The sequence below is a fragment of the Streptomyces longisporus genome (assembly GCF_039532765.1).
Taxonomy (GTDB): domain Bacteria; phylum Actinomycetota; class Actinomycetes; order Streptomycetales; family Streptomycetaceae; genus Streptomyces; species Streptomyces longisporus.
This window is the reverse complement of record NZ_BAAASG010000001.1, coordinates 1-22,381: the sequence shown is the minus strand read 5'-3', so window position 1 is coordinate 22,381 and position 22,381 is coordinate 1. Positions and strand designations below refer to the sequence as shown.

14 protein-coding genes and 2 pseudogenes are annotated in these 22,381 nt (G+C 69.7%); 3 read left to right on the top strand and 13 right to left on the bottom strand.

What is annotated here, in order from left to right:
* Nucleotides 1-32 precede the first annotated feature (32 nt).
* Nucleotides 33-1,328: a helix-turn-helix domain-containing protein gene (locus ABD355_RS00075; RefSeq protein WP_344397812.1), complete on the top strand. Its 1,296-nt coding sequence runs from the start codon at nucleotides 33-35 to the stop codon at nucleotides 1,326-1,328.
* A 45-nt stretch (nucleotides 1,329-1,373) separates the two neighbouring features.
* Here ABD355_RS00075 and ABD355_RS00070 read toward each other — a convergent pair whose 3' ends face one another.
* Nucleotides 1,374-2,849, bottom strand: coding sequence for a PP2C family serine/threonine-protein phosphatase (locus ABD355_RS00070; RefSeq protein WP_344397810.1), 1,476 nt, complete (start codon nucleotides 2,847-2,849; stop codon nucleotides 1,374-1,376).
* Nucleotides 2,850-3,033: 184 nt separating this feature from the next.
* Between ABD355_RS00070 and ABD355_RS00065 the strand changes: the two genes are divergently transcribed.
* The gene (locus ABD355_RS00065) at nucleotides 3,034-3,516 is read left to right on the top strand and encodes a DUF456 domain-containing protein (protein WP_344397808.1); all 483 of its coding nucleotides are present in this window, start codon (nucleotides 3,034-3,036) and stop codon (nucleotides 3,514-3,516) included.
* 67 nt (nucleotides 3,517-3,583) lie between these two features.
* Nucleotides 3,584-3,952 carry a PPOX class F420-dependent oxidoreductase gene (locus ABD355_RS00060; RefSeq protein WP_344397806.1) on the top strand — a complete coding sequence of 123 codons (369 nt, stop codon included), beginning with the start codon at nucleotides 3,584-3,586 and terminating at the stop codon, nucleotides 3,950-3,952.
* On the opposite strand, the gene ABD355_RS00055 is transcribed toward ABD355_RS00060, so the two are convergent.
* From ABD355_RS00055 to ABD355_RS00005, 12 genes and pseudogenes are all read right to left on the bottom strand, one after another.
* On the bottom strand, nucleotides 3,949-4,458 hold the full coding sequence (locus tag ABD355_RS00055) for a methylated-DNA--[protein]-cysteine S-methyltransferase (protein WP_344397804.1): 510 nt from the start codon (nucleotides 4,456-4,458) through the stop codon (nucleotides 3,949-3,951). The two genes, ABD355_RS00060 and ABD355_RS00055, sit on opposite strands and share 4 nt — an antisense overlap.
* The gene (locus ABD355_RS00050) at nucleotides 4,458-5,852 is read right to left on the bottom strand and encodes a DNA-3-methyladenine glycosylase 2 family protein (protein ID WP_344398118.1); all 1,395 of its coding nucleotides are present in this window, start codon (nucleotides 5,850-5,852) and stop codon (nucleotides 4,458-4,460) included. Before ABD355_RS00050 ends, ABD355_RS00055 begins: the two co-directional genes overlap by 1 nt.
* A 432-nt stretch (nucleotides 5,853-6,284) precedes the next feature.
* Entirely contained in the window at nucleotides 6,285-7,442 is a 1,158-nt protein-coding gene (gene rsgA, locus ABD355_RS00045; RefSeq protein ID WP_344397802.1) for a ribosome small subunit-dependent GTPase A, read from the bottom strand.
* Between the two features lie 599 nt (nucleotides 7,443-8,041).
* Nucleotides 8,042-9,520 carry a N,N-dimethylformamidase beta subunit family domain-containing protein gene (locus tag ABD355_RS00040; protein WP_344397800.1) on the bottom strand — a complete coding sequence of 493 codons (1,479 nt, stop codon included), beginning with the start codon at nucleotides 9,518-9,520 and terminating at the stop codon, nucleotides 8,042-8,044.
* Between the two features lie 297 nt (nucleotides 9,521-9,817).
* Nucleotides 9,818-11,176 (bottom strand): annotated as a pseudogene (locus ABD355_RS44560) (SAV_2336 N-terminal domain-related protein); the annotation flags it as partial.
* The gene (locus ABD355_RS00035; RefSeq protein ID WP_344397798.1) at nucleotides 11,166-12,098 is read right to left on the bottom strand and encodes an AAA family ATPase; all 933 of its coding nucleotides are present in this window, start codon (nucleotides 12,096-12,098) and stop codon (nucleotides 11,166-11,168) included. The pseudogene ABD355_RS44560 and the gene ABD355_RS00035, both read right to left, overlap by 11 nt.
* Nucleotides 12,095-14,095 carry a vWA-MoxR associated conflict system protein gene (locus tag ABD355_RS00030; RefSeq protein WP_344397796.1) on the bottom strand — a complete coding sequence of 667 codons (2,001 nt, stop codon included), beginning with the start codon at nucleotides 14,093-14,095 and terminating at the stop codon, nucleotides 12,095-12,097. The genes ABD355_RS00035 and ABD355_RS00030 overlap by 4 nt, the downstream gene beginning before the upstream one ends.
* A gap of 20 nt (nucleotides 14,096-14,115) precedes the next feature.
* On the bottom strand, nucleotides 14,116-15,432 hold the full coding sequence (locus tag ABD355_RS00025) for a hypothetical protein (RefSeq protein WP_344397794.1): 1,317 nt from the start codon (nucleotides 15,430-15,432) through the stop codon (nucleotides 14,116-14,118).
* 187 nt (nucleotides 15,433-15,619) lie between these two features.
* Nucleotides 15,620-16,430: pseudogene (locus tag ABD355_RS00020) on the bottom strand (IS5 family transposase).
* A 181-nt stretch (nucleotides 16,431-16,611) separates the two neighbouring features.
* Nucleotides 16,612-17,106, bottom strand: coding sequence for an SMI1/KNR4 family protein (locus ABD355_RS00015; RefSeq protein ID WP_344397792.1), 495 nt, complete (start codon nucleotides 17,104-17,106; stop codon nucleotides 16,612-16,614).
* On the bottom strand, nucleotides 17,090-20,941 hold the full coding sequence (locus ABD355_RS00010) for a polymorphic toxin-type HINT domain-containing protein (protein ID WP_425585685.1): 3,852 nt from the start codon (nucleotides 20,939-20,941) through the stop codon (nucleotides 17,090-17,092). The genes ABD355_RS00015 and ABD355_RS00010 overlap by 17 nt, the downstream gene beginning before the upstream one ends.
* A gap of 312 nt (nucleotides 20,942-21,253) precedes the next feature.
* Nucleotides 21,254-22,381, bottom strand: a 1,128-nt coding sequence (locus tag ABD355_RS00005) for a trypsin-like serine protease (protein ID WP_344397789.1), incomplete at its 5' end; no start/stop codon positions are given.

Genomic DNA, 22,381 nt, shown 5'->3' with positions numbered 1-22,381 from the left:
GGATACGGGATGCGGTGGACGACGGGGGAACAGTGGAGACTCGGGACGACGTCGAGGCGTTCGCGGCGCTGTTACGGCAGCTGAAGGACCGCACGGACCGGAGCTACGGCTCCCTGGCCCGCCGCCTCACCATGAACACCTCCACGCTCCACCGGTACTGCGCGGGCGAGGCCGTACCGCAGGACTTCGCTCCGGTGGAACGGCTCGCGGCCTTCTGCGAGGCGACACCCGAGGAGCGGCTCGAACTGCACCGGCTGTGGCTGCTCGCGGTGGCGGCACGGCAGCGGCCGCGGGCCGCGGGTGAGGAGGCCGGCGCAGAGCCGACGGAGGCGCCGGAGAGCCGGAGCCCTGGGGGGCGGTCGCGTGCGGAGGAGCCGGTGCGCCCGCCGGCGCCTGCCTGGTTCCGACGCCGACGCGCCCTCCTCGGGACCGCCGTGGGGACCGTACTGCTCGTCACGTTCGGCAGCCTCTCCGCCCTGTCGGCCGACCGCTCGCCGGGCGATTCGGCCAAGGCCCCGGGACAGTCCCGTACCTCCGGGCCCCCCGGGTCCCGCCGCCCCTCGGCCACGGCGACCGGCCCCTCCCCCACCGGCTCCCCGGCCTCACCGTCGGCAGGCGTCGTAGCGGCTTCCGCCGACCCCACCTCGAAGGAGGGGGCGACGGCCGGCGGGAAGAGCGGAGCGCCCGCGTCCACCGGGGTGCCCCTCGCCTGGAGCGCCGACTCGCAGATCTGGGACGGGGGTTGTGCACACGACTACGTCATCGACAAACAGCCGGACCAGGTGCCCCCGCCGCCGGTGCCCCAGGACGCCGCGGCCTGGGCGGCGACGCAGGGGGCGGTGCACGGGCGGCAGACGATGGTGCAGATCTCGGTGCAGGGGAAGTCGTCCACGGCCGTGGTCCTGGAGGCCCTCCGGGTCCGCGTCGTCAGCCGCGGCACCCCGCTCAAGGGCACCACGTACGACATGGCGCAGGGCTGCGGCGGCGGCCTCGGCCCGCGCTACTTCGACGTGAACCTCGACATCAACCGCCCCATCGCCCGCACGGTCTCGGGCGCCGACGACCGAGGAGACCCCGCCCCCGCCGTGCAGTTCCCCTACCGCGTCTCCGCCCAGGACCCGGAGGTGCTGCTGGTCACCGCGACGACCCAGACGTACGACTGCTCCTGGTACCTCGAACTCGACTGGTCCTCCCAGGGCCGCACCGGCACGGTCCGCATCGACGACCACGGCCGCCCCTTCCGCACCAGCAGCATCAAGGGCCTGCCCCGCTACTGGTACGGCACGAACGGCCACGGCGTACGGCAGTGGGTGCCGGTCGGCAGTTAGTCAAGGGAGCTCGTGCTGCACCAGGTCAGGAAGTACGCCGGGCCGTCACGCCTCCCAAACGGCGGCAGCCGTACGGTCGTCCGCGTACCCCTTGACCCTGACCTGGGTGTCGGCGAGGAACGCGGCGAGGCCCGGCGGGGTGGGCCCGGACCACCGGGTCGTCAGATACCGGCACAGATCGGGTTCGCCGCGCAACGGCTCCGCGAGGCCGCCGCTGCACATCAGGAGCGTGTCCCCCGGGCGGGCGACGGAGGCACGGAACCGGAAGGGCTCGCGGGGCGGCTCGGGGGCGGGTTCGTACGGGCTCGGCGGGGTCGGGATCCCCAGGTCCATGGTGAGCCGGTCGCCCTCGGGGGTCTCCGCGGGCAGCGAGCCGAAGCCGACGACGGGCTCGCCGGTGACCTCGCCGACCCGCGGCTCGATGTCCTGCCAGTCGCCGTCGCGCAGTCGGAACAGTCCGCCGGCGCCCACCCCGAAGAAGACGCGCGTACGGCACTGGGGGTCGGCGGGCAGGAGCAGACAGCGCAGGGCGGCCGCGTACTCCTCGGGCTCGATGCCCTGCTCGGCGGCGCTGGCGCGGAGTTTGCCGAGGCTGCGGTCGGTGAGGCGGTGCAGGCCCGACTTGAGGTCGCCGCGGCGGGCGGCCCTTATGTCCTCCGCGAGCCGGGCGTGACTGCGGCCGACGGCCCGGCCGATCCAGTGGCAGGCCTCGGCGGCCGCCCGGTGCGCTCCCGGTGTGGCGCGGGCGCCGGTGGCCATCGCCACCAGGACCAGGGCGTGCTCCCCGGTGCCGAAGCGTGCGGTGAGCAGGGAGTCGCGGCGCGGCTCGCCCCGGTAGCGGGCGGAGTCGCCGCGGACGGAGACGGCACGGAGGGTGCAGGCGCCGTAGCGCGCGCCGTCCAGCACGGTGTCCGCGACCAGGTCGTCGAGGTCGTCGGGGTCGGCGGGCGGGAGGGCGGTGGGTTCGGCGTCGTAGGTGGGCGGGCCCGAGCCGACGTAGTCGAGGGAGGCCGGGGGGAGGGTGGGGAGGTCGAAGTGGGTGGCGGTACGGGCGGGTGCGGGGGCCGGCTGCGGGAGGGGCTGCTCGGTGGCGGCGCGATGGCGGGCGGTGTGCGGGACTGTTCCGTCGGCGACCTGCGGCGCAGGGTTGTCCGCCGCATCCGGGCCCGCCGGGGTCACGGCAGCGGCGGGCGAGCCGTCCCGGACGGGGTTCGCGTCCGCCGCGCCACCCGGGCTGTTCGCCTCGGCGGGCATGCGCGACTCGGGCACCGTCGTGCCGGGTGTTTCCGTGGAGGTACGGCCGCCGGGCGGGGGCGGGAGGTCCCAGGGCGCCCTCCGTCGGCCGGACCCCTCGTCCACGCCGTCCGCCCCGGCCTCGGCGCCCATGGCCCCGGCCACCGAGGCGAACCGGTCGTCCAGGGTGTCGGGCGCGGCTGCGGGACCCGTGTCCTCGGTGGAGTCGTCGTACAGCTGCCCCCACCAGTCGTCCTCACCGGTGGGACTTCCCCCCTGCTGGCTCATGCCCCTAATTGTCCACCGCATGGGCGGTATGAAAACGGGGCATCAGGAAAAACCGGCACAGTACTCAGCGCGAGGCGGCCATCAGGGGTGAGCCGTCGAACGGCGGTGCGGAAAGAGTGGCCGGTGGGACCGGGGTCCGGACCGCTGACCTGCGTCTCCTCCGTCCCTCCGGCACTCTGGTGAGATGGGAGTGTGGGACCTCCTGCTGGTCGGACTGGTCCTCCTGCTCGGCCTGTGCGGAGTGCTGGTGCCCGGGGTGCCCGGATCGTGGCTCGTGTGGGCCGCGGTCCTGTGGTGGGCGCTGAAGTCCACGGAGCCGGTGTCCTGGTGGATCCTGGTGGGCGCGACCCTCGCGATGTTCCTCTCCCAGGTGGTCCGCTGGGCACTGCCCCCCAGACGGCTGCGCGAGAGCGGCGCCACGCCCCGGATGGGGGTCTACGCGGGGGCGGGCGCGCTCCTGGGCTTCGTCCTCATCCCCGTGCTCGGCACGATCCCCGGCTTCATCGGCGGTATCTACCTGTACGAACGCCTTCGCCTCGGCCGCCACGGCGAGGCGAAGGCGGCCTTGCGCACCGCGATGCGCTCGGGCGGCTCCAGCGTGCTGGCGGAGCTGTTCACCTGTCTGCTGATCACGGGGGCCTGGCTGGGCGCGGTGATCTGGGGCTGACGTAGGGCCACGGGACTAGGCCGAGGTTCCGATGCGCGGCGCGGGCCGGGCGTGCTTCGCTGCTCCCATGACCGAATTCAGCGAGGCGGAACGCGCGTATCTGAAGTCGCAGCGCCTGGGGCGGCTGGCCACCGTCGACCCGGACGGGCAGCCGCAGGCCAACCCGGTCGGCTTCTTCCCCCAGGACGACGGCACCATCCTGGTCGGCGGCCATGCCTTGGGCCGCACCAAGAAGTGGCGCAACCTCCGGCGGAACCCCAAGGTCGCCCTGGTCGTCGACGACATCGTGAGCCTGCGCCCGTGGAAGGTACGAGGCGTCGACATCCGGGGCGAGGCCGAACTCCTCACGGGACCGCACGAGTTGGGCCCGCACTTCAGCGAGGAGCTGATCCGCATCCACCCGCGCCGGATCCACAGCTGGGGCCTGGAGGACTAGAGGGCCGGCCCGGTCGCGGGAGGCTGCAGGACACCTTCCAGCGTCAGCAGCTGCACCTTGCGTGCAAGGCCGCCCGCGTACCCGGTCAGCGAACCGTCCGCTCCGATCACCCGGTGGCACGGCCGCACGATCAGCAGCGGATTGGCGCCGATCGCGCCGCCCACGGCCCGTACGGCAGCCCGTGAGGCACCGATCCGCGCGGCGATCTCGCCGTAGCTGGTGGTCGCCCCGTAGGGAACGCTGTCGAGAGCGGCCCACACCCGCTCCCTGAACTCGCTCCCGGCGGTGCTGAACTCCAGCCGGAACTCCTTCAGTTCACCGGCGAAGTAGGCCGCCAACTGCTCCTCGGCAGCACGGAAGGCGCCGGGCTCGAGCCGCCAACCGGCCTGTACCTCACGCCCCTTCTTCTGTCCGGGCACGGACACGGAGGTCAGAGCACCGTCCGGGTCGGCGGTGAGGAGGAGGGGCCCGACGGGACTGTCGAAGCGGCTCCAGAGAACACTCATCAGGATCGGTCCCACTTTCTCGCTACGCGCAGGTGTTGCAGGGCATACGAGCGCCAGGGGCGCCAGCTGTCGGGAACGCCGGGGCCGGGCGGGGCGACGTCGGGATCGCCGAGCGCCCGGGTGCGGATCACGGCGACCGTACCGGCGTCCATGCCGGGCACGGCGAGCAGCGCGGCCTCGGCCTCGTCGCGGTCGACCCCGGGATCCAGGTGTACGGCGCCGTCGGCGAGGGCGGCGGTGAGCGCACCCAGGGTGCCGTCCGGTTCGGCCTCCGCGAGGACGGCGGGCTCGGGAAACAGCCGGGTGAGGCTGCCGCACGGCGCGTCGAGCGCCTTCCCGTACTGCCGTACGAGCCGCTCGGCCTCCGCCCGCCCGACCAGCGCGCGCACCGCCAGCTCCTCGGGATCGGCGGCCCCCGGCGACCGCAGCCCCGGCCGGGCGGCGACCAGTGGTGCGAGCCGGTCGTCACCGCCGAGCCGCTCGTCCACGGCGTACGGATCGGCGTCGAGGTCGAAGAGCCGCCGCAGCCGCCCCACGGCGGTGGTCAGATCACGGGGATCGGTGAGATGCAGCCGGGCGTCCAGCCAGCCACCGGGATGGGCGCCGGACGCGGACCTGGCGGCCCCCGCCCGCTCGTCGACGGCTACGATGCCGGTCCCGTGCGGAAGCCGGAGGGTACGCCGATAGGTCCGCCGCCCACGCGCCCCACGCACCTCCTCGACCCCAGCCACGGCCTCACCCGCGAGCAGATCGAAGACGGCACCGGCCTGGTACGGCCCCCGGTGGGCGAGCCGCAGCGGAATCCCCGCGGTCGGGGTGGCCGCCCGCCGACCGGTCCTGGGAGCGGCCGCCCGCAGCTCGCTCGGCGTCGAGGCGTACACGTCCCGGATCGTGTCGTTGAACTGCCGGACACTGGCGAACCCGGACGCGAACGCGATCTCCGTGATCGGCAGCTCCGTCGTCTGCACCAGCACCCGCGCGGTGTGCGCCCGCTGGGCCCGGGCAAGAGCGACGGGCCCGGCCCCGAGCTCACCGGTCAGCTGCCGCTGCACCTGCCGCGCGCTGTACCCGAGCCGCTCGGCAAGCCCGGTGACCCCCTCCCGGTCCACGACCCCGTCCCCGATGAGCCGCATGGCCCGCCCCACCACATCGGCCCGCACATTCCACTCGGCCGACCCCGGCACGGCATCCGGCCGACACCGCCGGCAGGCCCGGAACCCCGAGCCCTGCGCGGCGGCGGCCGTCGCGAAGAACCGGACGTTGCGCCGCTTCGGCGTCACGGCGGGGCAGCTGGGCCGACAGTAGATCCCGGTCGTCGCGACGGCGAAGAAGAACTCCCCGTCGAACCGCGCATCCCGGCTCCGCACGGCCTCGTACCTGCTGTCTTCGTCCATCACGCCGTCCAGTCTCGTCCGGACGGGGCGAGTGGGCTAGCGGAAATCGGACGCGAAGCTGAACTGCCCGTTGTGCACCCCGGCCGGCCCTCCCAGCCCACCCGGCGTGCACACACAAGGCCACCTCAGCCACCGCAGCCCGCCCGGCGTGCACACACGAGGCCACCTCAGCCATCTCAGCCCGGCGTGCACACCCAGGGCCACCTCAGCCATCTCAGCCCGGCGTGCACACACAAGGCCGCCTCAGCCATCCCAGCCCGCCCGGCGTGCACACACAAGGCCGCCTCAGCCATCCCAGCCCGCCCGGCGTGCACACACAAGGCCACCTCAGCCATCTCAGCCCGTCCGGCGTTTGAGGACGAGGCCCCTTAAGGGCCGAAGCGGGGGCCTGGGGGCGGCAGCCCCCAGACAGCGCCGCCGCCCCCGGCACCTTTACCGCCGCCCCCGCTTGAGCTCCATGGCCGCCCGCCCCGCGGCCCCCCTCCGCTTCCACTCCCGCCGAAGCTCCGCACGGACCCGCGCATCGGTCTTGGCCACGATCCACTGGTTCTCCCGCATCAGCTTGCGGTAACTCTCCAGCCGCCGGTGCGGCAACTCCCCGCTCTCGACAGCCTCCCGCACCGCACACCCCGGCTCCGCATCATGCGCGCAGTCGTGGAAGCGGCACCGCTCGGCCAGTTCCTCGATCTCGGAGAAGACCTGTCCGACCCCGCTCTCGGCGTCCCAGAGGCCGACGCCCCTGAGCCCCGGTGTGTCGATGAGGACACCCCCGCCGGGCAGGGCGAGCAGGTTGCGGGTGGTCGTCGTATGACGCCCCTTGCCGTCGACGTCCCGCGCGGCCTGCACCTCCATCACGTCCTCGCCCAGCAGCGCGTTGGCGAGGGTCGACTTGCCCGCACCGGACTGCCCGAGCAGCACGGAGGTACCGCCGGAGACGAGGCCGACGAGAACGTCGAGCCCGTCCCCCTCCACGGCACTGACCGTCAGCACCGTCACGCCCGGCGCCGACAACTCGACGTCCTGGACGAGATGCGCACGCGTCACCGCGTCCGGCACCAGATCGGCCTTGGTGAGCACGACCAGTGGCTGCGCGCCAGACTCCCAGGAGAGTGCCGACGTATGCAGCGGCGCCTCACCGCCCGAGCCGGACATGGCAAGCGCCAGGAACCGCTCGATCCGCCCAAGATCGAGGTCGACCGCGAGCGACACACAGATGACGACGTGATCGATGTTAGTGGCCAGCACCTGGCCCTCGGACCGCTTCGACGACGTCGACCGCACGAACGCGGTACGGCGCGGCAGCAGCGTCCGCACGTACCGCGGGTCGCTGCCTTCGGGGTCGACGGCGACCCAGTCCCCCGTGCACACGACCTTCATCGGGTCACGGGGAACGACGAACTCGGTGTCGGCACGGACCGTGCCGACGGGGGTGACAACGTCGCACTGGCCGCGGTCGACACGCACGACACGTCCGGGCAGGAGACCCTGCTCGGCATACGGAGCGAACTCCGCTTCCCATCCTTCGTCCCAGCCGTAGCTGGCCAGAGGGTGCGACGAAGCGGAAGAAGCAGAAAGAGAAGAGAGATTCAAGGGGAACCCTTCACAGGGCGGCCCCGGCCGCGCGCACTCACAGGCGCGAAAGAAGACAGGAAAGATCAGCCGGAGACCACGGAGGTGGAGTGGATGAACTTCTGGTTGCGGGCAGCACCCATCACAGAGACAGCCATCAGTCACACCTCCCGTTTCTCACTCAGCCGACAGCGACGGCCAACGGCCACCGCGTGAAGCGAACCTCATCCTAGAGTCGCCCACATTCCGGCGCCACCGAATTTTCCCGTCAGGCGCTCGTAGACGGCGTTGCCCGTCTGTTTCAAGGGCGGTTCAGCCAGCCGTAGGTAGACCGCGAGCACGTCGGCAGGATTTTCCGAACGGCCCCACCGCGAACGGTTAGGCCATCGTGAGGGTTGCCCCCAACACGGTTGCCGATAGTTTCGTACAGGGGTCCGGAGTGGGTCACCACAGTTCTCGCCTGGATCGGGGCAGCGACTTCCAGCGGATTCGCCATCACGGCGGCATCTCCCTGACAACGACGGGCGTCACCCAGGCCCGTCAACGAACCTGGGGTGAACGTCGCTGTGGGCGGCCACTGACCCGCCGGCGAGTCGGACGCGATCAGCTGTTCGCCGGGATCAGCTGCGCTTACAGATGCGATCCATCAGAGTGGCGGTGGCTCGCTGGATGCGGGGGTGGACGTGGCCGGGGCGGTCCAGGGAGGGAGACCAGGCGAAGGTGCCGGAGGCGAAGACCCAGGCGCCGGAGGGGGCGCGGTAGAGGGAGGTCTCCTGGTGGCGCAGGGCGCCCTCGCCGTCCGTGTACGGGGAGTGGGCCAGCAGGATGCGCTCCTCGTGCTCGGGCAGCGCGGTGCGCGGGAAGTACCGGTCGGCCTCGCCGGCGACCAGACCCTCGATCTCGTCGCCCTCGTGCGCTCCGGTCGCCTCCCACAGCCAGTGGCCGGCGTTGCGGACGATCAGCGGGTGCGGCTCGGGCACCCGGCCCGCGTACTGGATGCCGACCAGCTGCTGCTCGGGCCGGTCGATCTCGCGCCACAGCACCGGTTTGCCGGGGCCCTTGCGCTTGCGGCAGGTCAGCAGTCGGTCCGGGACGCCGGACGGGGACGGGCCCAGCTCCACCTGCCAGTACATGGTGTTGGCGGAGAGGAAGACCAGCGAGGTGCCCCGGTCCCGGGCGTCCTCGACGGCCCGGCGCATCGGCACCGACCAGTACTCGTCGTGGCCGGGGAAGACCAGGCCCCGGTAACGGGAGGTGTCGACACGGCCGGCGTGCAGGTCGCGGGCGTCGGCGTAGGCGAGGTCGTAGCCGTAGCGCTCGGCCCAGCGGATGAAGTCGTAGGCGTGGCCGACGTGCAGGGGCAGGCCCGCGCCCGCGTAGGGGCGGTCGAAGGAGACGGTGGTCGCCGCGTCGGCCTCGCCGAGCAGACGGCCGTTCTCGTCCCAGGCGTGGTAGAGGCTGGCGCCAGTGCGGCCGTCCTCCGGATACAGGTTGTACGCCTGCCAGGTGATGTCCGGGAGCAGGAGAAGGAGGTCCGCGGGACGGTTGTCGCGCACAGTGAAGGGGACGTGGGAGCGGTAGCCGTCGGCGGTGGTGAGGACGGCCACGTACGCGCCGACGTTCCAGTAGCTCGGGATCTGCAGGCGCCAGGACAGCCACCAGTGGTGGCAGGAGACCGTGCGGTCGGCAGTCAGCGGCGGGGGCTGGACGATGCCGGAGAGGCGGGGGCTGGTGGTGATCTTGGCGGCGCCGTCGCCGCCGTAGTGGCCGATCCGGTAGACGTCGACGCTGAACTCCTGGGGCGGGTCGACCGTGATGCAGAAGTCGATCGTCTCACCCGGCGCGACCGCACCGGGCGAGGCGAAGCCCTTGATCTGACGGTGCACGTCGTCGGCCGGGCGAGGACCGCGGACGCGGGCGTGGGGGACGGTCTCTCCGCTGCCCTGGGCTGGGTCGATATACCAGGGGACAACATGACCTGTGTCGTCGAAGTACTGCTCGTTACCCCTGAGCCAGGGCACAGGGCCCAGGCCGAAGGGATCGGTGACCGCATGCGCCAGTGCACCCGACTCCCACCGGCGCAACCTCACACTGGTCACGGCCGGTTCTTCGGCCGTGCCGAGGCTCGACAGGGGCGGCTTGCGCGTCACCCTTCTATCGGGCGGGCTGGGCTCTGGATGCCACGGGACGGCTAGGACCCTGTCGTTCTGATCATGCGGCTGGGACGACTGACTCGGTCGAGAGGAGTCTGTCGCGGTGTGTGGGAGCACCCCGAGGAGTTCGAGTGTCTGTCGGGACGCAGCCGCAAGTGACTGCAAGGAGGCGGAGAGCGCCACGTTTCCGTCGGTATCGGAAACAGCGGAGGAAAGGGCACCATCTGGTGCTGCCCGGTCAGCAATGTGCTCCTGCAAGGCATCGTGGACCCGCCATGCGTCGGACTGGCCCAGAACCTTGGTCAGCGCGACTCGGGCGTCTTCGCGGAAGTGGAGGCTTGGACCGACTTTGAGCAGCAGGCCGCCGCTGATCAGCTCGGCGACGTCGTCCGTCCCCGCCTCGGGCACCAGTTCTTGGCGGATGAGATTGATCAACGGAAGCGTCAGGTCACGGAACGGGGAGCATAGAACGGCCAGTTGAGCCGCAGCTGGTGAGGCGACGCGCTGGAACGAGTCGGCGAGGACCGCCCCGGAGAGGGGCTCGGCATCCTCGTGCGGACGGCCGCCTTGGGGGATCAGCAGAGCATCACAGCCCGGCGCGTCCCTCTGCATCAGGGTTCTGGCCCACTGCCCGAGCGCGTGCCGCGTAAGCCTGACGGCCGGAATCGGCACCCACTGATCGTGGGACCGCTTCCGCAGCAGGTGGGGCACCCGGTGACTCAGCTCCGTGTTCACAGCCCCAGGCACCGAAGCGCCCACGCGGATCGTGGGGAGATCAAGGCCGGAGCGGGACCAGAGCCGGGCGGGGAGGGGAGTGAGAAGGGCGGTCGGACTGGACAACGCCCAGGCGCGGAGTATGCGCCACACATCTGGCCGGCGCCAACCGCTGTCGCTCCCGTCGGTGACCACGATCACGAGAGTGCGGCGGTTGGGCGCCTTGAGCTGATCGGGCCCTACGGCGTCGCCCTGCTGATTGCGCAGCACGGAGCGGTCTCCCGAGGGCGTCATACGACACTGCTGGATGCGGCGGAAAGCTCCAAGTTGCCTCAGAAGACGCGCCAGTTCGGCGACGGCATGATCCCACAAGGCCATGCCAGGTGAGTCGTCGATGACGAGAAGGAGGTCGAACCACCTCTCCGGCGCGGGCCGGAACTCCGGGATGAGTCTGCGCGTGAGGGTGAACGACCGGACGGTGGCCTCGAGGTCGAGTTCCGATTGCCGCCCTTGGGGCCAGCGCCGCTTGAGGGGGCGAAGGGCGTTACCGAGGGCCAGCGTGTTGGGGAGAGCGTCTGCCTGCCGGACGAGTACCTGTCTATTGGACACCGTCCGACGAACGCCCGAAGCCGACGCGTCGCCGGACGCCGTCCTGGTCGAGCCCTGGGCGTCGGTCTGCGCAGGCTCTGGCCGCTGCGGATCAGCGGCGGCGCGCGGTGGCGAGTCGGTGTGACGCGCCACCTTGCGGAGGCCAACCACATGGTCGGTGGTGGCGTCCAGCGGCGTCGCCGTGGCCAGCCACAACGCCTCAGCGATGGCCGTGGCGTCGAGGCCCAGATCGAGCCGTAGGACGGACTGCACAAGCCCGTCGAGATTGTCAGCCACCATTGAGATCCTGCAGCAGCAGACGGAGTACGCGCTCGCGGGGTGCACCGCGCGGCGCGTCATCACCGGCGACGACGAACAGGGCATTGAGCAGTTGGTCGACGGCCAGGCTGTCGCCCGCTTGGATCCTGGTGACGAAGTCCCGCACGAGGTCGGCCAGCGGAGCGGAATCGGTCACGTCGAGGCCGAGATGGGCCAGAACCACTTTGCGGATGGCCTCGTTGTCAGGCTTGGGCATGACGAAGCGGATGCACCGGCGGAGGAATGCCGCGGGGAAATCGCGTTCCCCGTTACTCGTCATGACGATGAACGGAAACTCGGTGCACTGGACTCGTCCTCGAGTGATCCGGTGACGTTCCTCGCTGTCCCACATGCGGACGTCCACGTCCTTGCGGTTGTAGCGGGTCAGCTCTGGGATCTCGAATTCTCCGCGTTCGAGCACTTCGAGAAGGTCGCTGGGCAGATCCAGGTCACTTTTGTCGAGTTCGTCGATCAGTAGGCAGCGGGGCTTGGGCGACGGGATCATCGATGTCCCTAGTGGGCCCAGCTGGAGAAAGTGCGCGATGTCATCCGCCGGGCGGCTGGGCTGAGCCAGTTGTTGGTCATGGATGCGGCCGAGGACGTCGTAACGGTACAGCGCTTCGCTCAACGTGCTGCGGGAAGTGATGTGCCAGCGTAGGACGGGGCCGAGCCGGAGTTCCTCGGCGACCGACTCGATGACCGTCGACTTGCCCGATCCGGGCGTTCCGGTGATGAGCAGCGGCCGACGAAGACTCAGTGCCGCGTTCACCGCTTCCGGTAGCCCGTCGGGAGGCTGGAAGGGAATACCGAGGGAGCGCCGGGGGAACTCACGCCACGGTGGCGGTGCGCCCAACGACACATCACGCGTGACACCGTCACCACGGTAGTAAGAACCCCACGTCATCGATTTCTCCTTGGTGAAGCATGTGAGTGGCGTTTGACGCCTGTACAGAAGGCCAGCCACTCGTCGTCGTCCCAAATCGCACGTACGTCAGCCATGGGGTCGCTGTGGTTTCCGGCCCACCGGGCGCGGTAGGCGGCAAGAAAGCCGGCCGGTAGGTCGTTCCAGCGCTTGACGACCTGCGCACAATGCTCGGCCGACCAATCGGTCGCGTCCGGCCACAGTAGGATGGGCGCGTACGACAGAAGTAGGTCGAGGAGCTCCGGGTCGCCACGGGGGCAGTCCAACAGACCGATTGGTTTCACGAGACGGCCGTTCTGGAGTTCGTCCCGCAGTCTTTCGTAAGGTCTCACCTCGTGATCGGCCAGCCAAGTTATGGGGCTGCTGCCGCTGTCATGCGCTGCGATGACGGAGAGTCTCGCTTGTGCGTGCTTGTTGATCCACCGCATTCCGGCCGGTGGATCGAGGCGAATGCTCCATCGGGTCCGTACGTCGTATTGCACTCCGAGGCGTGTGCCGTTGATGGCTGCCTCAGGAGCCCACTGCAGCATGATCCTGCTGGGAACGGCCACTTCAATGCGCTGCAGACGCAGGTCGAGTTCCTCGGCCATGGCTTCTGCCCATTCGACCGCCTCGATGAGCTTTGCCTCAGCACCGGCCTGGCTGGCCGCGCACTGAGTGAACACCGCATGATCGTGGATGGCCCCGTCCAGGAGGAGCCACGCGGTCAGGCTCTCCGGCCAGTCTCCTGCCGGCGAGTCGAGGCGGACCACCAGCCGCAGTCGACGTTCCCGACTGGTTTCCCGAGCTCGGAGGACCGCATCGTTGTAGGGAATCAGCGCATCGATGCCGAGGGCCCACGAGCGCAACTCGGTTGCTTCGAGGTCACATCCGGTGTCCTCGGCCAAAGCCACAACGAACCGTGCCAAGGCGGACCGGCAGGAGCCGTCTTCCACGGGATGGTTGAGGGCGATGCTCTCCACTGCGTCTCGCGCACCGTCCAGAGGCCGGCGTGACCGCGCTCCCACAGTCGCCATGGCGCGACGAAGCGCAGGCGTGTTGAGGCCGGCCGGCATGAAGGAGTGCAGAAACGTGACGGTCTGCCTGGCGAGGAGCAGGCTGTCCAACGATCTGGCTACGCGGACTTGCGCCGGCGTCGCGGGAAGGCCGCCGATCTCCCTCTGAAGGTTGTGCAGAGCGGCCGCTGTCCAAATCCGGGGGAACTCCCGGTCCGGGAAGAGACCGAGCAGTCCGGTGGCCAGCTCGTCCGTTCCCCGCTGACCGACTGCCGACGTGGCACAGCCGCCGGCTTGCCGGTTACGCGCCAGCCACAGCTCGGGGGGCGAGGAGTCACCGTCGTAGGAGGAGGCGATGACCCTACGCGTGGCCGCCTCGGCCCGTAACCCCTCCGTCAGCACTCCCACTCCGAGGCGCTCTCCCCCGGCCGGTACGCCGCCCCGCAGGAGCTTGGCGAGCCCCTTGGAGAAGTCCAGATCGTAGGCGCTCTGCTGGACGGCGGAAGCCATGAGCAGGTCGATCCTGGTCCGGCCGCTCCGTGCGCCGGTGGTGAGCTCCTCGATCGAGGGGTGTGCGGCTGCGGCGTTGCACGTGTCGATGATGGCGATGACGCCTCTCACGCCCAACTGGTTGGCCGCTTTTCCCAGCAGATCCTTGATGTTCACGGCGGAGACTGCCACACCCTCAGTCGACTGCCAGCCCATGAGATGCAACGTCGCGTGTTCGCCCGAGACCAGACCATGACCGAGGAAGGCCATGATCAGGGCAGCACCGTTTGCGGCCGCGTGCTCGATCGCGCTCCGAACCGCGGTCCAGATCTCGTCGGCATCAACACGACCCAGGAGCAGTGACCTGCCGTCCGGCAGGCCCGGGGCACAGTCGCCTATCTCGGGGTCGGCGAGTACGGCGACCAGGGAATTCGCGGCACTTTCCAGCTCCAGGAGGTCTTCCATCGCCTTGCACTGCGCGGCAACGACCAGCAAGTGCCTGCACTCTCCTGCTGTCATGAGGGTGTGGCAGTTGCTTGAAGAGCCTCGATCACCGGGCCGGCGACCGCTCCTTGACTCAGGTACTTGGTGGCCGTGTGCACCCACAAACCGTCCGAGTCGACACGGGAGCTGTGGACACGCACCCGGTCGGCGTTCGCGCCGACGTCCGACTCCAGGATCGGTCTGGCCACGATGACGTCGTCGCGATCCCAGAAGTTGAGCCAGGAAGCGACACCGGGTGGAGTGCTGCACGGCTTGGGCTCCAAGTGCGGCCACACCACCGCGCGCATCGCCAGCGGTGAACCTATGGTCACCAGCAGCGGCACAGAAACGGGGACCTCGTGCAGCGTCTCGTAGGCCACTACGCTGCCCAGGGAGTGCGCCACCACGACCGACGGGCCAGTGCCTATCGCCTGCGCCACCACACTTCTGATCATGACATCAAGGGCGTTGCGGCTTCGCGCCAGGTACCGAGCCACCTGGTTGAGGTCACGCACCAGGAACTTGCCGCCGGCCCATTGACCGCCTTTGCGCCAGGGCCCGGCATCCAGCATCGTCGTACTCGCGTTGATACAGGCCCGGACGACGTTGCCCGATCCCTGAGGCACCTTGCCTGCGGGACGGAGTTCGGCCAGGGCCTGGCGGAGGGCGGACTGTTCGTGGCGACCGATCGCCTGATCGAGGTGGGCTTCCAAGATTTCCGCCAAGAGTCCTGCAAGGATTTCGGCCTCGGCATCCACCGACTCCCGACTGGCCGTTCCCTGAGCTCCGGGCTTGCGGAGGAGATCGCCGTAGTACGCGAAGACGACATCCGCGAGGCTGCCCTCCATGAGCTTCACTGCGGCCTTGGCGTGTCCCGCAGCCTTCGCTCCCTGAGCCAGCGCTGCCGTCCATCGGTCACGGTCCAACTCGACCCGGCGCGGACCACCAATGCCATGGACGAAGACGAGCCGTAAGACCACCGGGCCTCCACGAACGGCAAAGGGGGAGAAATGCTGGCGATCAGTGACCTTAGCCCACCACACACCGCGATACCGCGTGAAACAGCAAATCCGGAGTGGACGGAAACTGCAACCACCCCGAGTACAGACCTCGTCCAGGTCTCTGCGGGCGCTCTCCGCCAGTAACTCCAGCCCACGCGCCAACTGCCGCTCCTCAGCGACCTGTTGTCGTATCAGCGCGAGCAGCTCGTCCCTGGAGCACGCGGCCAGCCACGCATCCCACTCCTGGGCACGAGTCCTGACCCGGCCACGTTGCCGCGTCACCACCTCCGCCTCGGCGAGCCCGGTCAGCCCCAGGGCGACCCGGTGCTTGCAGAAGGTACCCTCCACGCCGTACGGGCAGTCGTGCTCACGAAGAGAATGCCGGCAGCGGTGTGCGCTATCCCCAGGCGGAGGCTGCACCGATACGGCTCAGGTATCGGCGCTGCGGCCAAAGCGCACGCCGGGTAGCCAGTTCTCCGGCTGACCCGCAAGTTCGACAATGCAGGAACCGCGCGGACGCGGCTTAGACCTCATTTCACTTGGTCAGTCGGCGGTGACATATGAGGGTCGCGGCGATGGCTGTGAAGGCAAGGAAGTGTTCCGGCTTGCGCTCGTATAGCGGCGGTGCAGGCGGCGGCAGCCGGACAGCCAGGACATGGTCCGCTCCACCACCCAGCGGTGCCGGCCCAGCCGCTGGGACGACTCGATGCCCTTGCGGGCAAGGCGGTGCCTGATGCCGCGGGAAGCGAGCCATCGCCGCAGGTGGCGGTAGTCGTATCCCTTGTCGCCGTGCAGCTTGGCGGGCCGGCGGCGCCGTGGGCCGCGACGTGTGCGAATGGGTGGGATGCCGCGGACCAGCGGGATGAGGGCCTGGCTGTCGTGGAGGTTGGCGGCGGAGATGCCGATCGACAGGGGCAGGCCCTGGCGGTCTACGATGAGGTGGATTTTCGATCCGCTCTTGCCGCGGTCGGTCGGATTCGGTCCCGTCAGCTGCCCCCTTTGACTGCACGGACGCTGACGGAGTCGATCGCGCACCGCGACCAGTCCAGGTCTCCGCGGGCACCGAGCTCGTCGAGGACCAGGCGGTGAAGCTTGGCCCACACCCTGGCCTCGGTCCACTCGGTGAACCGGCGGAAGGCCGTCACTCCCGACAGCCCGAAGCCTGGGGGCAGTTGGTTCCAGGTGCAGCCTGAGGTGGCCACGAAGATGATGGCAGCCAGCACCTCGCGGTCCCCGCGCCGCCGGTGCCCTCCACCCTGAGGGCGGACCGGCGCCGGCGGCACCACCTGCTGGAACAACGTCCACAGCTCTTCCGGCGCCATCCGCTCGACAAGCGCAGCAGTCATCACCCCCGACTGCCGCAAGATCACGCCAACTGAAATGGCGTCTTACAGGCCCCGTGATCGTCACTACCGCCGTCAGAGGACTCAGAAGCCCCGTCGGGAAAACTCCCGACGGGGCTTCTGGACGTCTTGCTTTTCGATCAGGAAAGGCGGCATCCGCTGTTTCCCTATTAGAGGCGAAGCATTACTTTCCTCTACCCAAAGCAAGATCCCGTGATGACTGGTCGATCAGGAAAGCGCTGAACGACTCCCATCGGGCCTGCAGTTCAGTGCGACCCTCCTGGTACATCGCGACGGGTGGATCGTCACCGCGTTCAGACTCCAGCCAGTAAACTTGATAGCCCTGATGCATCGCAAACACGATTGAGTTTGCTGCCATCAAGTGAGAAGCGCCACTCTCGGCAAGGAGTTCCAGCGCGTCGGACTTAATTCCCATCAACCCTGGGTAGAAGGCGTCTGTTCCGATGAGGAACTGTCCGGCGCAACGACCCATCCGGCGAAGAAACTCCTCGTAATAAAAAGGCAAGGAGTCCACCTGCTGATCGTCGCGGATCTGCTCGATCTCACCAAGGCCCAGGCCAGCAACCTCGGGTCCTGTCCCAATGGTCTCGATCGACCTGATCAGATCGTCGAAGAACTCGACCGCTCGGCCGCGCCCTTCATTATCCAGTAGTGACATTGATCGAAACTCCCGGGAATCGCTCTTGGAACTGCTGAATTACCGATTTGCAGCTAGGGCACACTGGCCGGTCAGAGAACATATTGATAGTTCCCTTCGCGCCCGGAGAAAGCTTGGCTGCCAAATTCTCCAAGACCTGCCATTCTGAATCCGAATCTCTTTCCCCGGGGTTGAAAATCGGGTTGCGCGGAATTCCGACCGCGCCGGGGTTCGGATGATCCCCGCTCACTCCGATCAGCTGGCCGTTCTGGCCGTCGATTTCATACTGGGCGACAGCAATGTTCCTCCGCTTACCGACACCGTTTGTAACATCAGCACGATAGGCCGCAGCCACTTCCGCGGGCGTCCCGCAAAGACCGCCGTTGCTGTTATGTACCAGTACTGGAGTTCTCCCGGCGACTACATAGTACGTGTGGAGGTCGTCGACGGTGAGGTTGTAGGTGCGGGTGTGCTGGTCGTAGGCGCGGTTGGCTTGGACACGGACGGTGGCGTTGTTGGTGCTGAGGAGTGTGGTGCCGGGGGTGAGGTCGCGGGCTTTGACCCACTGATGTGCTGAGGGGCTCCAGAAGGGGTGTTCGTAGGTGGCGGTGAGTTTCCGGGGGCCGTCGGGGGTGGTAATGGTGAGTTCGTCGAAGTGCCTGTCGCCGTCGGTGGTGATGAGGCGGCTGACGTTGCGGGGTGCGGTGCGGCCGGTGAGCGGGTCGGTGGCCAGGACGGTGTCACCGGGGCGGATGGTCTCGATGTTCCTCGTACGGGCGTTGGCCATGAGCACTTTGGTGCCGGCCGGGAAGCACTGGGTGCAGCCCTTTGTGTAGCGGGAGGCCCTCAGGTCGTCCAGTGCTTCCATTCCTCGTTCGAGGTACTTGAACTTCGAGCTGAGGAGAAGGTCTTCGCCGAGTTGGAGGCAGGCGTCGATGTTGCCGCCGCCCTTGCAGGCGTCAAGTTGCCCGAGGCCCAGGAGGTCCTTCTCCGCGTTCCACAGCTGCCTGCCCGCGGCATCGGCGGCGGGGCCCATGGAGGAGAGCTCGCAGAGGACCTCGTTGTGCTGGCACCAGCGGGCCGGGTGTTCGCGGGCCTCACAGCCGAGCATGCCGCAGCGGTAGCGGGCTTCGGCCTGGCTTCCGGTGTCCTTCTCGGCGGCCTTGCGTTCGGCTTCCTTCTTCTCCACGGCCGCCTGGAAGGCGTCCTTGAAGGCCTGGTCGGCGGCCTTGGAGTCCTTGCCGGCCGCGGTGGCGGAGGCGCGGGCCTGGTCGCCTGCGGTGTAGGCGGCGGTGGCGGATGCCTGGGCCCACTGGGCGGAGCCGGCGGCGTCGACGGCGGAGGTGGCCGCGTCGCTCGCGGACTTGTCGGCGGAGGCGGCGGCCTTGGCCGCGGTGTGGGCGGAGGCGGCTGCCTGGTCGGCGGAGGCCTGGGCGTCCTTGGCGGACTGGGTGGCCTGGTCGGCGTAGTTCTTGGCCTGCTTGCCGGATGCGGCGGCCTTCTTGGCCCAGTCGGCGGCCTGCGTGGCGGCCTTGGCGGCGTCGGCGGCGGCCTTGTGGGCGTCGGCGGCGTTCTGCTGGGCGGTGGCCGCGACGCCGGCGGCGTCCGCGATCAGCTGGGCGATCTGCGCGGTGTGGGTGGCGCCGAGGAAGTCCTGGCGCTGGGCCTTGTACTGGCCGACCTGGATGAACTGGTCCAGCAGGTCGTCGGGGCCCTCCTGGGCGATCCGGGCTGCGGACTTGACGTCGGGGCCGCCGCTGTCGATCAGCTGGGCCGCGCGGACCCGCTCGTCCTGGGTACGGGCCTGGTATTGCCCGGTGGTGATGAACTGCCGGAATTTCTGCGGGTCGTCGGAGTCCAGCGCGGCCCGGCCGGTCTCTTGCACCACCGGTCCGCCGGCGTCGATGATCTGGGCGATGGCGACGCGGAAGTCCTGCGCCCCGGCCTCGTACTGCCCGGTGGCCAGGAACGCGGAGACCTGGTCGTCGCTGCCCTTGAGGGCTTCCGCGGCGGCGGTGCGCACCGAGGCCAGGGAGCTCTCCTGAGCCAGGGTCTGCACCTGGTAGCGGTCGTCCTGGTGGGCGGCCTGTGTGCGGCGGGTGGTGAGGTAGTCGACGACGTCCTGGTCGCTGCCGGTGAGGGCTTCCTCGGCTGCGCCCCTGCTCCACGGTCCGCCGGTCTGCATCGTCGCCAGCGCCACCTTGCGGCCGGCCGGGGCGAGGGCCTTGGAGTCGGCTCCGGGCTGTGTGGCCTGCGCCGCCAGGGTTTTGGCCTGGTCGTCGGTGTCCTTGACCTGCTGGGCGGCTGCCGCGTCGGCGGCGGTCTGCTGGTCCTGCTGGGCCTTGAGGTCCTTGGCCTGGGCGATGCCGGCGTTGGTGCGTTCGGTCAGCTCCTCCGTCTCGATCTTGACGGCGGTCTGGTGGGTCTTCTTGGCCTTGTCGACGGCCGCGGTGGCCGCGTCGGCCGCGGCCTGGGCGGCCTTGGCGTGGGCCGCGGACTGGGCTGCGGCGGTGGCCGCCTGCCCGGCGCGGGCTGCCGCGTCGTCGGCGTCCTTGGCGGCGTTCTCCGCATGCGTGGCCGCTGCGTTGGCCGCGTCCCGGGCGTCGTTCGCGGCACCGGCCGATTCTGCGGCCAGTGATGCGGCCGCGTTGGCGGCGCGGTTGGCTTCCTGCGCGTGGCGGTGGGCGGCCGCCGCTTCGGCACCGGCCTCGCTGGAGTGGACGCCGGCCTGGGTGGCGTAGTCGTTGGCCTGGTCTGCGGCGTCGGCGGCGGCGTCGGCGTTGGTGCCGGCGTCGGCGGCGGCCTTGGCGGCGTTGCCCGCGTCGGCCGCGGCGTTGCCGGCCTGCGTGGCCGCGTCCGCGGCCAGGCGTGCTCCCTTGGCCGCGGTGCGTGCGTCGTCGGCCGCCTTGCGTGCCGCGGACGCCTTGTCGGCGTGCATGGCCGCGTCGGCGGCGGCGCTCTGGGCACGGGATGCTGCCTGCGCGGCGCCCACCGCGGCTGACGCGGCCTGCTCGGCGGCGCTGGCCGCCAGCCGCGCGCTGTTGTTGGCGGCGGAGGCGGCGTCGATCGCCTCCTGTGCGGCCTCTGCGGCCTGCTTGGCCGCCGAGGCCGCACGGCCCGCCGCCGAAGCGGCGTGCAGGGAGTCGTTCTTGGCCGCCTGGGTCTCGGCCGCTGCCTTCTGCGCGGCCTCCTTGGCCAGCTTCGCCGCGGTCACGGCACGCGCGGAGGCGTCCTTGGCCGCCTTGGTCTGCGCCGCCGCCTTGCTGCCGGCTGTCTTGGCCTGCGCCGCCAACTGCGCGACGCTGGCGTGTTCCTGGTCACGGGCGCGCGCCACGTACTGGCCGACCTCGAGGAACTCGTGGATGTCGTCTGCCGAACCGTCCAGCGCGATCCGGCCCGCCGCGGCTATGTTGGGTCCGCCTGCGTCGATGATCTGCGCGACCTCGACCCGTTCGTCCTGCGCCTGCCGGTCGTACTGACCGGTGGACAAGAACGCCTTGATGTCGTCGGGCGTTCCGTTCAGCGCGGCCTGCCCGGCCTTCTTCACCTCCGGGCCGCCCGTGTCGATGATCTGCGCGACCTGAACCCGCTGGTCCTGGAAGTAGGGATCCTGCCAGCCGTCGTCCAGGAAGTCCTCCAGGTCGTCCTGGGTTCCGTCCAGGGCTTTTCGGGCGGCGTCCTGCAGATTCCGGCCGCCCACACTCGCGAGCTGCGCTGCTCTGACGCGTTCGTCCTGGAATTCGGCGCTCCATGCCGACGTCTTCAGAAAGTTGGTGACGTCGTCATCACTACCTGTCAACGCGGCCTCCGCAGCCGCCCGCACCTCGGGACCGCCCTTCGACCACAGGTCAAGCACCCGAGCACGGTCAGTCAGCCCGTCGGTGGCAGCGCTGCCGCCGCCGCCCGGAGTGCCGTCGGCCATCGCACGGGAGCCCGCGCTCCCGAGCAGACCGACTATGAGTGCAAGTGGCAGCAGACATAGGCAGAGCATCCGTGCCGCATGCGCAACCCATCTCGCCGCGATGCTCGCGGGATTCCTCATGTTCAACGGTCTCTCATATCGTTCGTGGTCAGCTGGGGTCACGCCGGGGACGTCCGGGCAGGCGAGGGCGAGGGGGCGGCTCGCCGGTTGCTCGGGTGCCGCCCCCACAAGGCCCTGTCCGGTGTGTCAGCCGGCGGGTGCGAGCTGGATTTCGTCGTGGAGGCCCTTGGCGTCGACGCCCGTGAAGTAGCTGACGTGGCCGTCGTTCCAGCGGACGAGGATGTCGTTCGCGGTGGTGTTGGTGGCGAAGGCGCCCACGGCGATGACGGCGGCGTCCTTCCACTCCGAATTCCGGGAGCGGATCTTGTCTTCGGCGGGCAGGGACGTGCCCGTCATGCCGGGGTAGATGGTGGTCTCGCCGTCGATCCAGCGCACCAAAAGGTCATCGGTGCTCTTCCCCGTGAAAGCGCCGCTGGCGAGTACCTCGGCGACGGGCCAGGTGTTGTTCTTGGCCACGGGCTGGGTCTGCTTCTTCAGCCCGTTGACCGCCAGGTCGCTGAAGACAGAGACGTGGCCGTCCTTGAAGCTCACCAGCAGGTCGTCGCGCAGGCCGTTCGCGGTGAAGCGGCCACCGGTCAACTGCCGGGCGTCGTCCCTCCATTGGGCAGTGTTCGGCGGAGCAAGCTGCTTCTCGCCGTGGAAGCCCTTGGCGTCGACGGATGTGTACAGGGTCATCTCGCCGTCGGACCACCGCACCACCACTCCGTCGGTGCCACCGCCGGTGTTGACGCCGGTCACGTTGACGGCCTGGGTGAAAATGCTCTTCCCGGGCTTCAACTGGTGTTCCGCGGCGAAGGGGCGGGCCGGGTCGTTCCCGTAGCCGCCCTGGTAGAGGGTGACCTCGCCGTCGCCCCAGACGACGATCAGGTCCATGTGACGCGTCCCGCCGGCAGAGTCGCCCGCGTAGTAGCCCGCCGTGATCTGCACGGCGTGCTTCCACGGGGCGGCCGCGAAGACGGGGGCGTAGGCGACCTGCTGGACCCAGGAGGACAGGTCGTCGACCCGGACGGCCACCGCGCCGGTGCGGCTCTCGGCCGGGTCGGTCCCCAGGCAACCGCCCTGCCAGGACAGGCTGCTGACACCCACGACCGCGCCGGTGCTGCCCAGTACCGGGCCGCCGGTGTCGCCCTTGCAGATCGCTGCGCCGTCCGACTTGCCCGCCAGATCAAGAGCCGTGGCGCCGATGTTCTGCACGGTGAAAGCAGCCGCGTGCACCTGGTCGGGCACCCACTCCTCGCGGGTACGCCCGAACCC

Coding starts and splice junctions, on each gene's coding strand:
- ABD355_RS00070 (WP_344397810.1), bottom strand. CDS start 2,849: ATGAGCCAGCAGGGGGGAAGTCCCACCGGTGAGGACGACTGGTGGGGG.
- ABD355_RS00065 (WP_344397808.1), top strand. CDS start 3,034: ATGGGAGTGTGGGACCTCCTGCTGGTCGGACTGGTCCTCCTGCTCGGC.
- ABD355_RS00060 (WP_344397806.1), top strand. CDS start 3,584: ATGACCGAATTCAGCGAGGCGGAACGCGCGTATCTGAAGTCGCAGCGC.
- ABD355_RS00055 (WP_344397804.1), bottom strand. CDS start 4,458: ATGAGTGTTCTCTGGAGCCGCTTCGACAGTCCCGTCGGGCCCCTCCTC.
- ABD355_RS00050 (WP_344398118.1), bottom strand. CDS start 5,852: ATGGACGAAGACAGCAGGTACGAGGCCGTGCGGAGCCGGGATGCGCGG.
- ABD355_RS00035 (WP_344397798.1), bottom strand. CDS start 12,098: ATGACGTGGGGTTCTTACTACCGTGGTGACGGTGTCACGCGTGATGTG.
- ABD355_RS00015 (WP_344397792.1), bottom strand. CDS start 17,106: ATGTCACTACTGGATAATGAAGGGCGCGGCCGAGCGGTCGAGTTCTTC.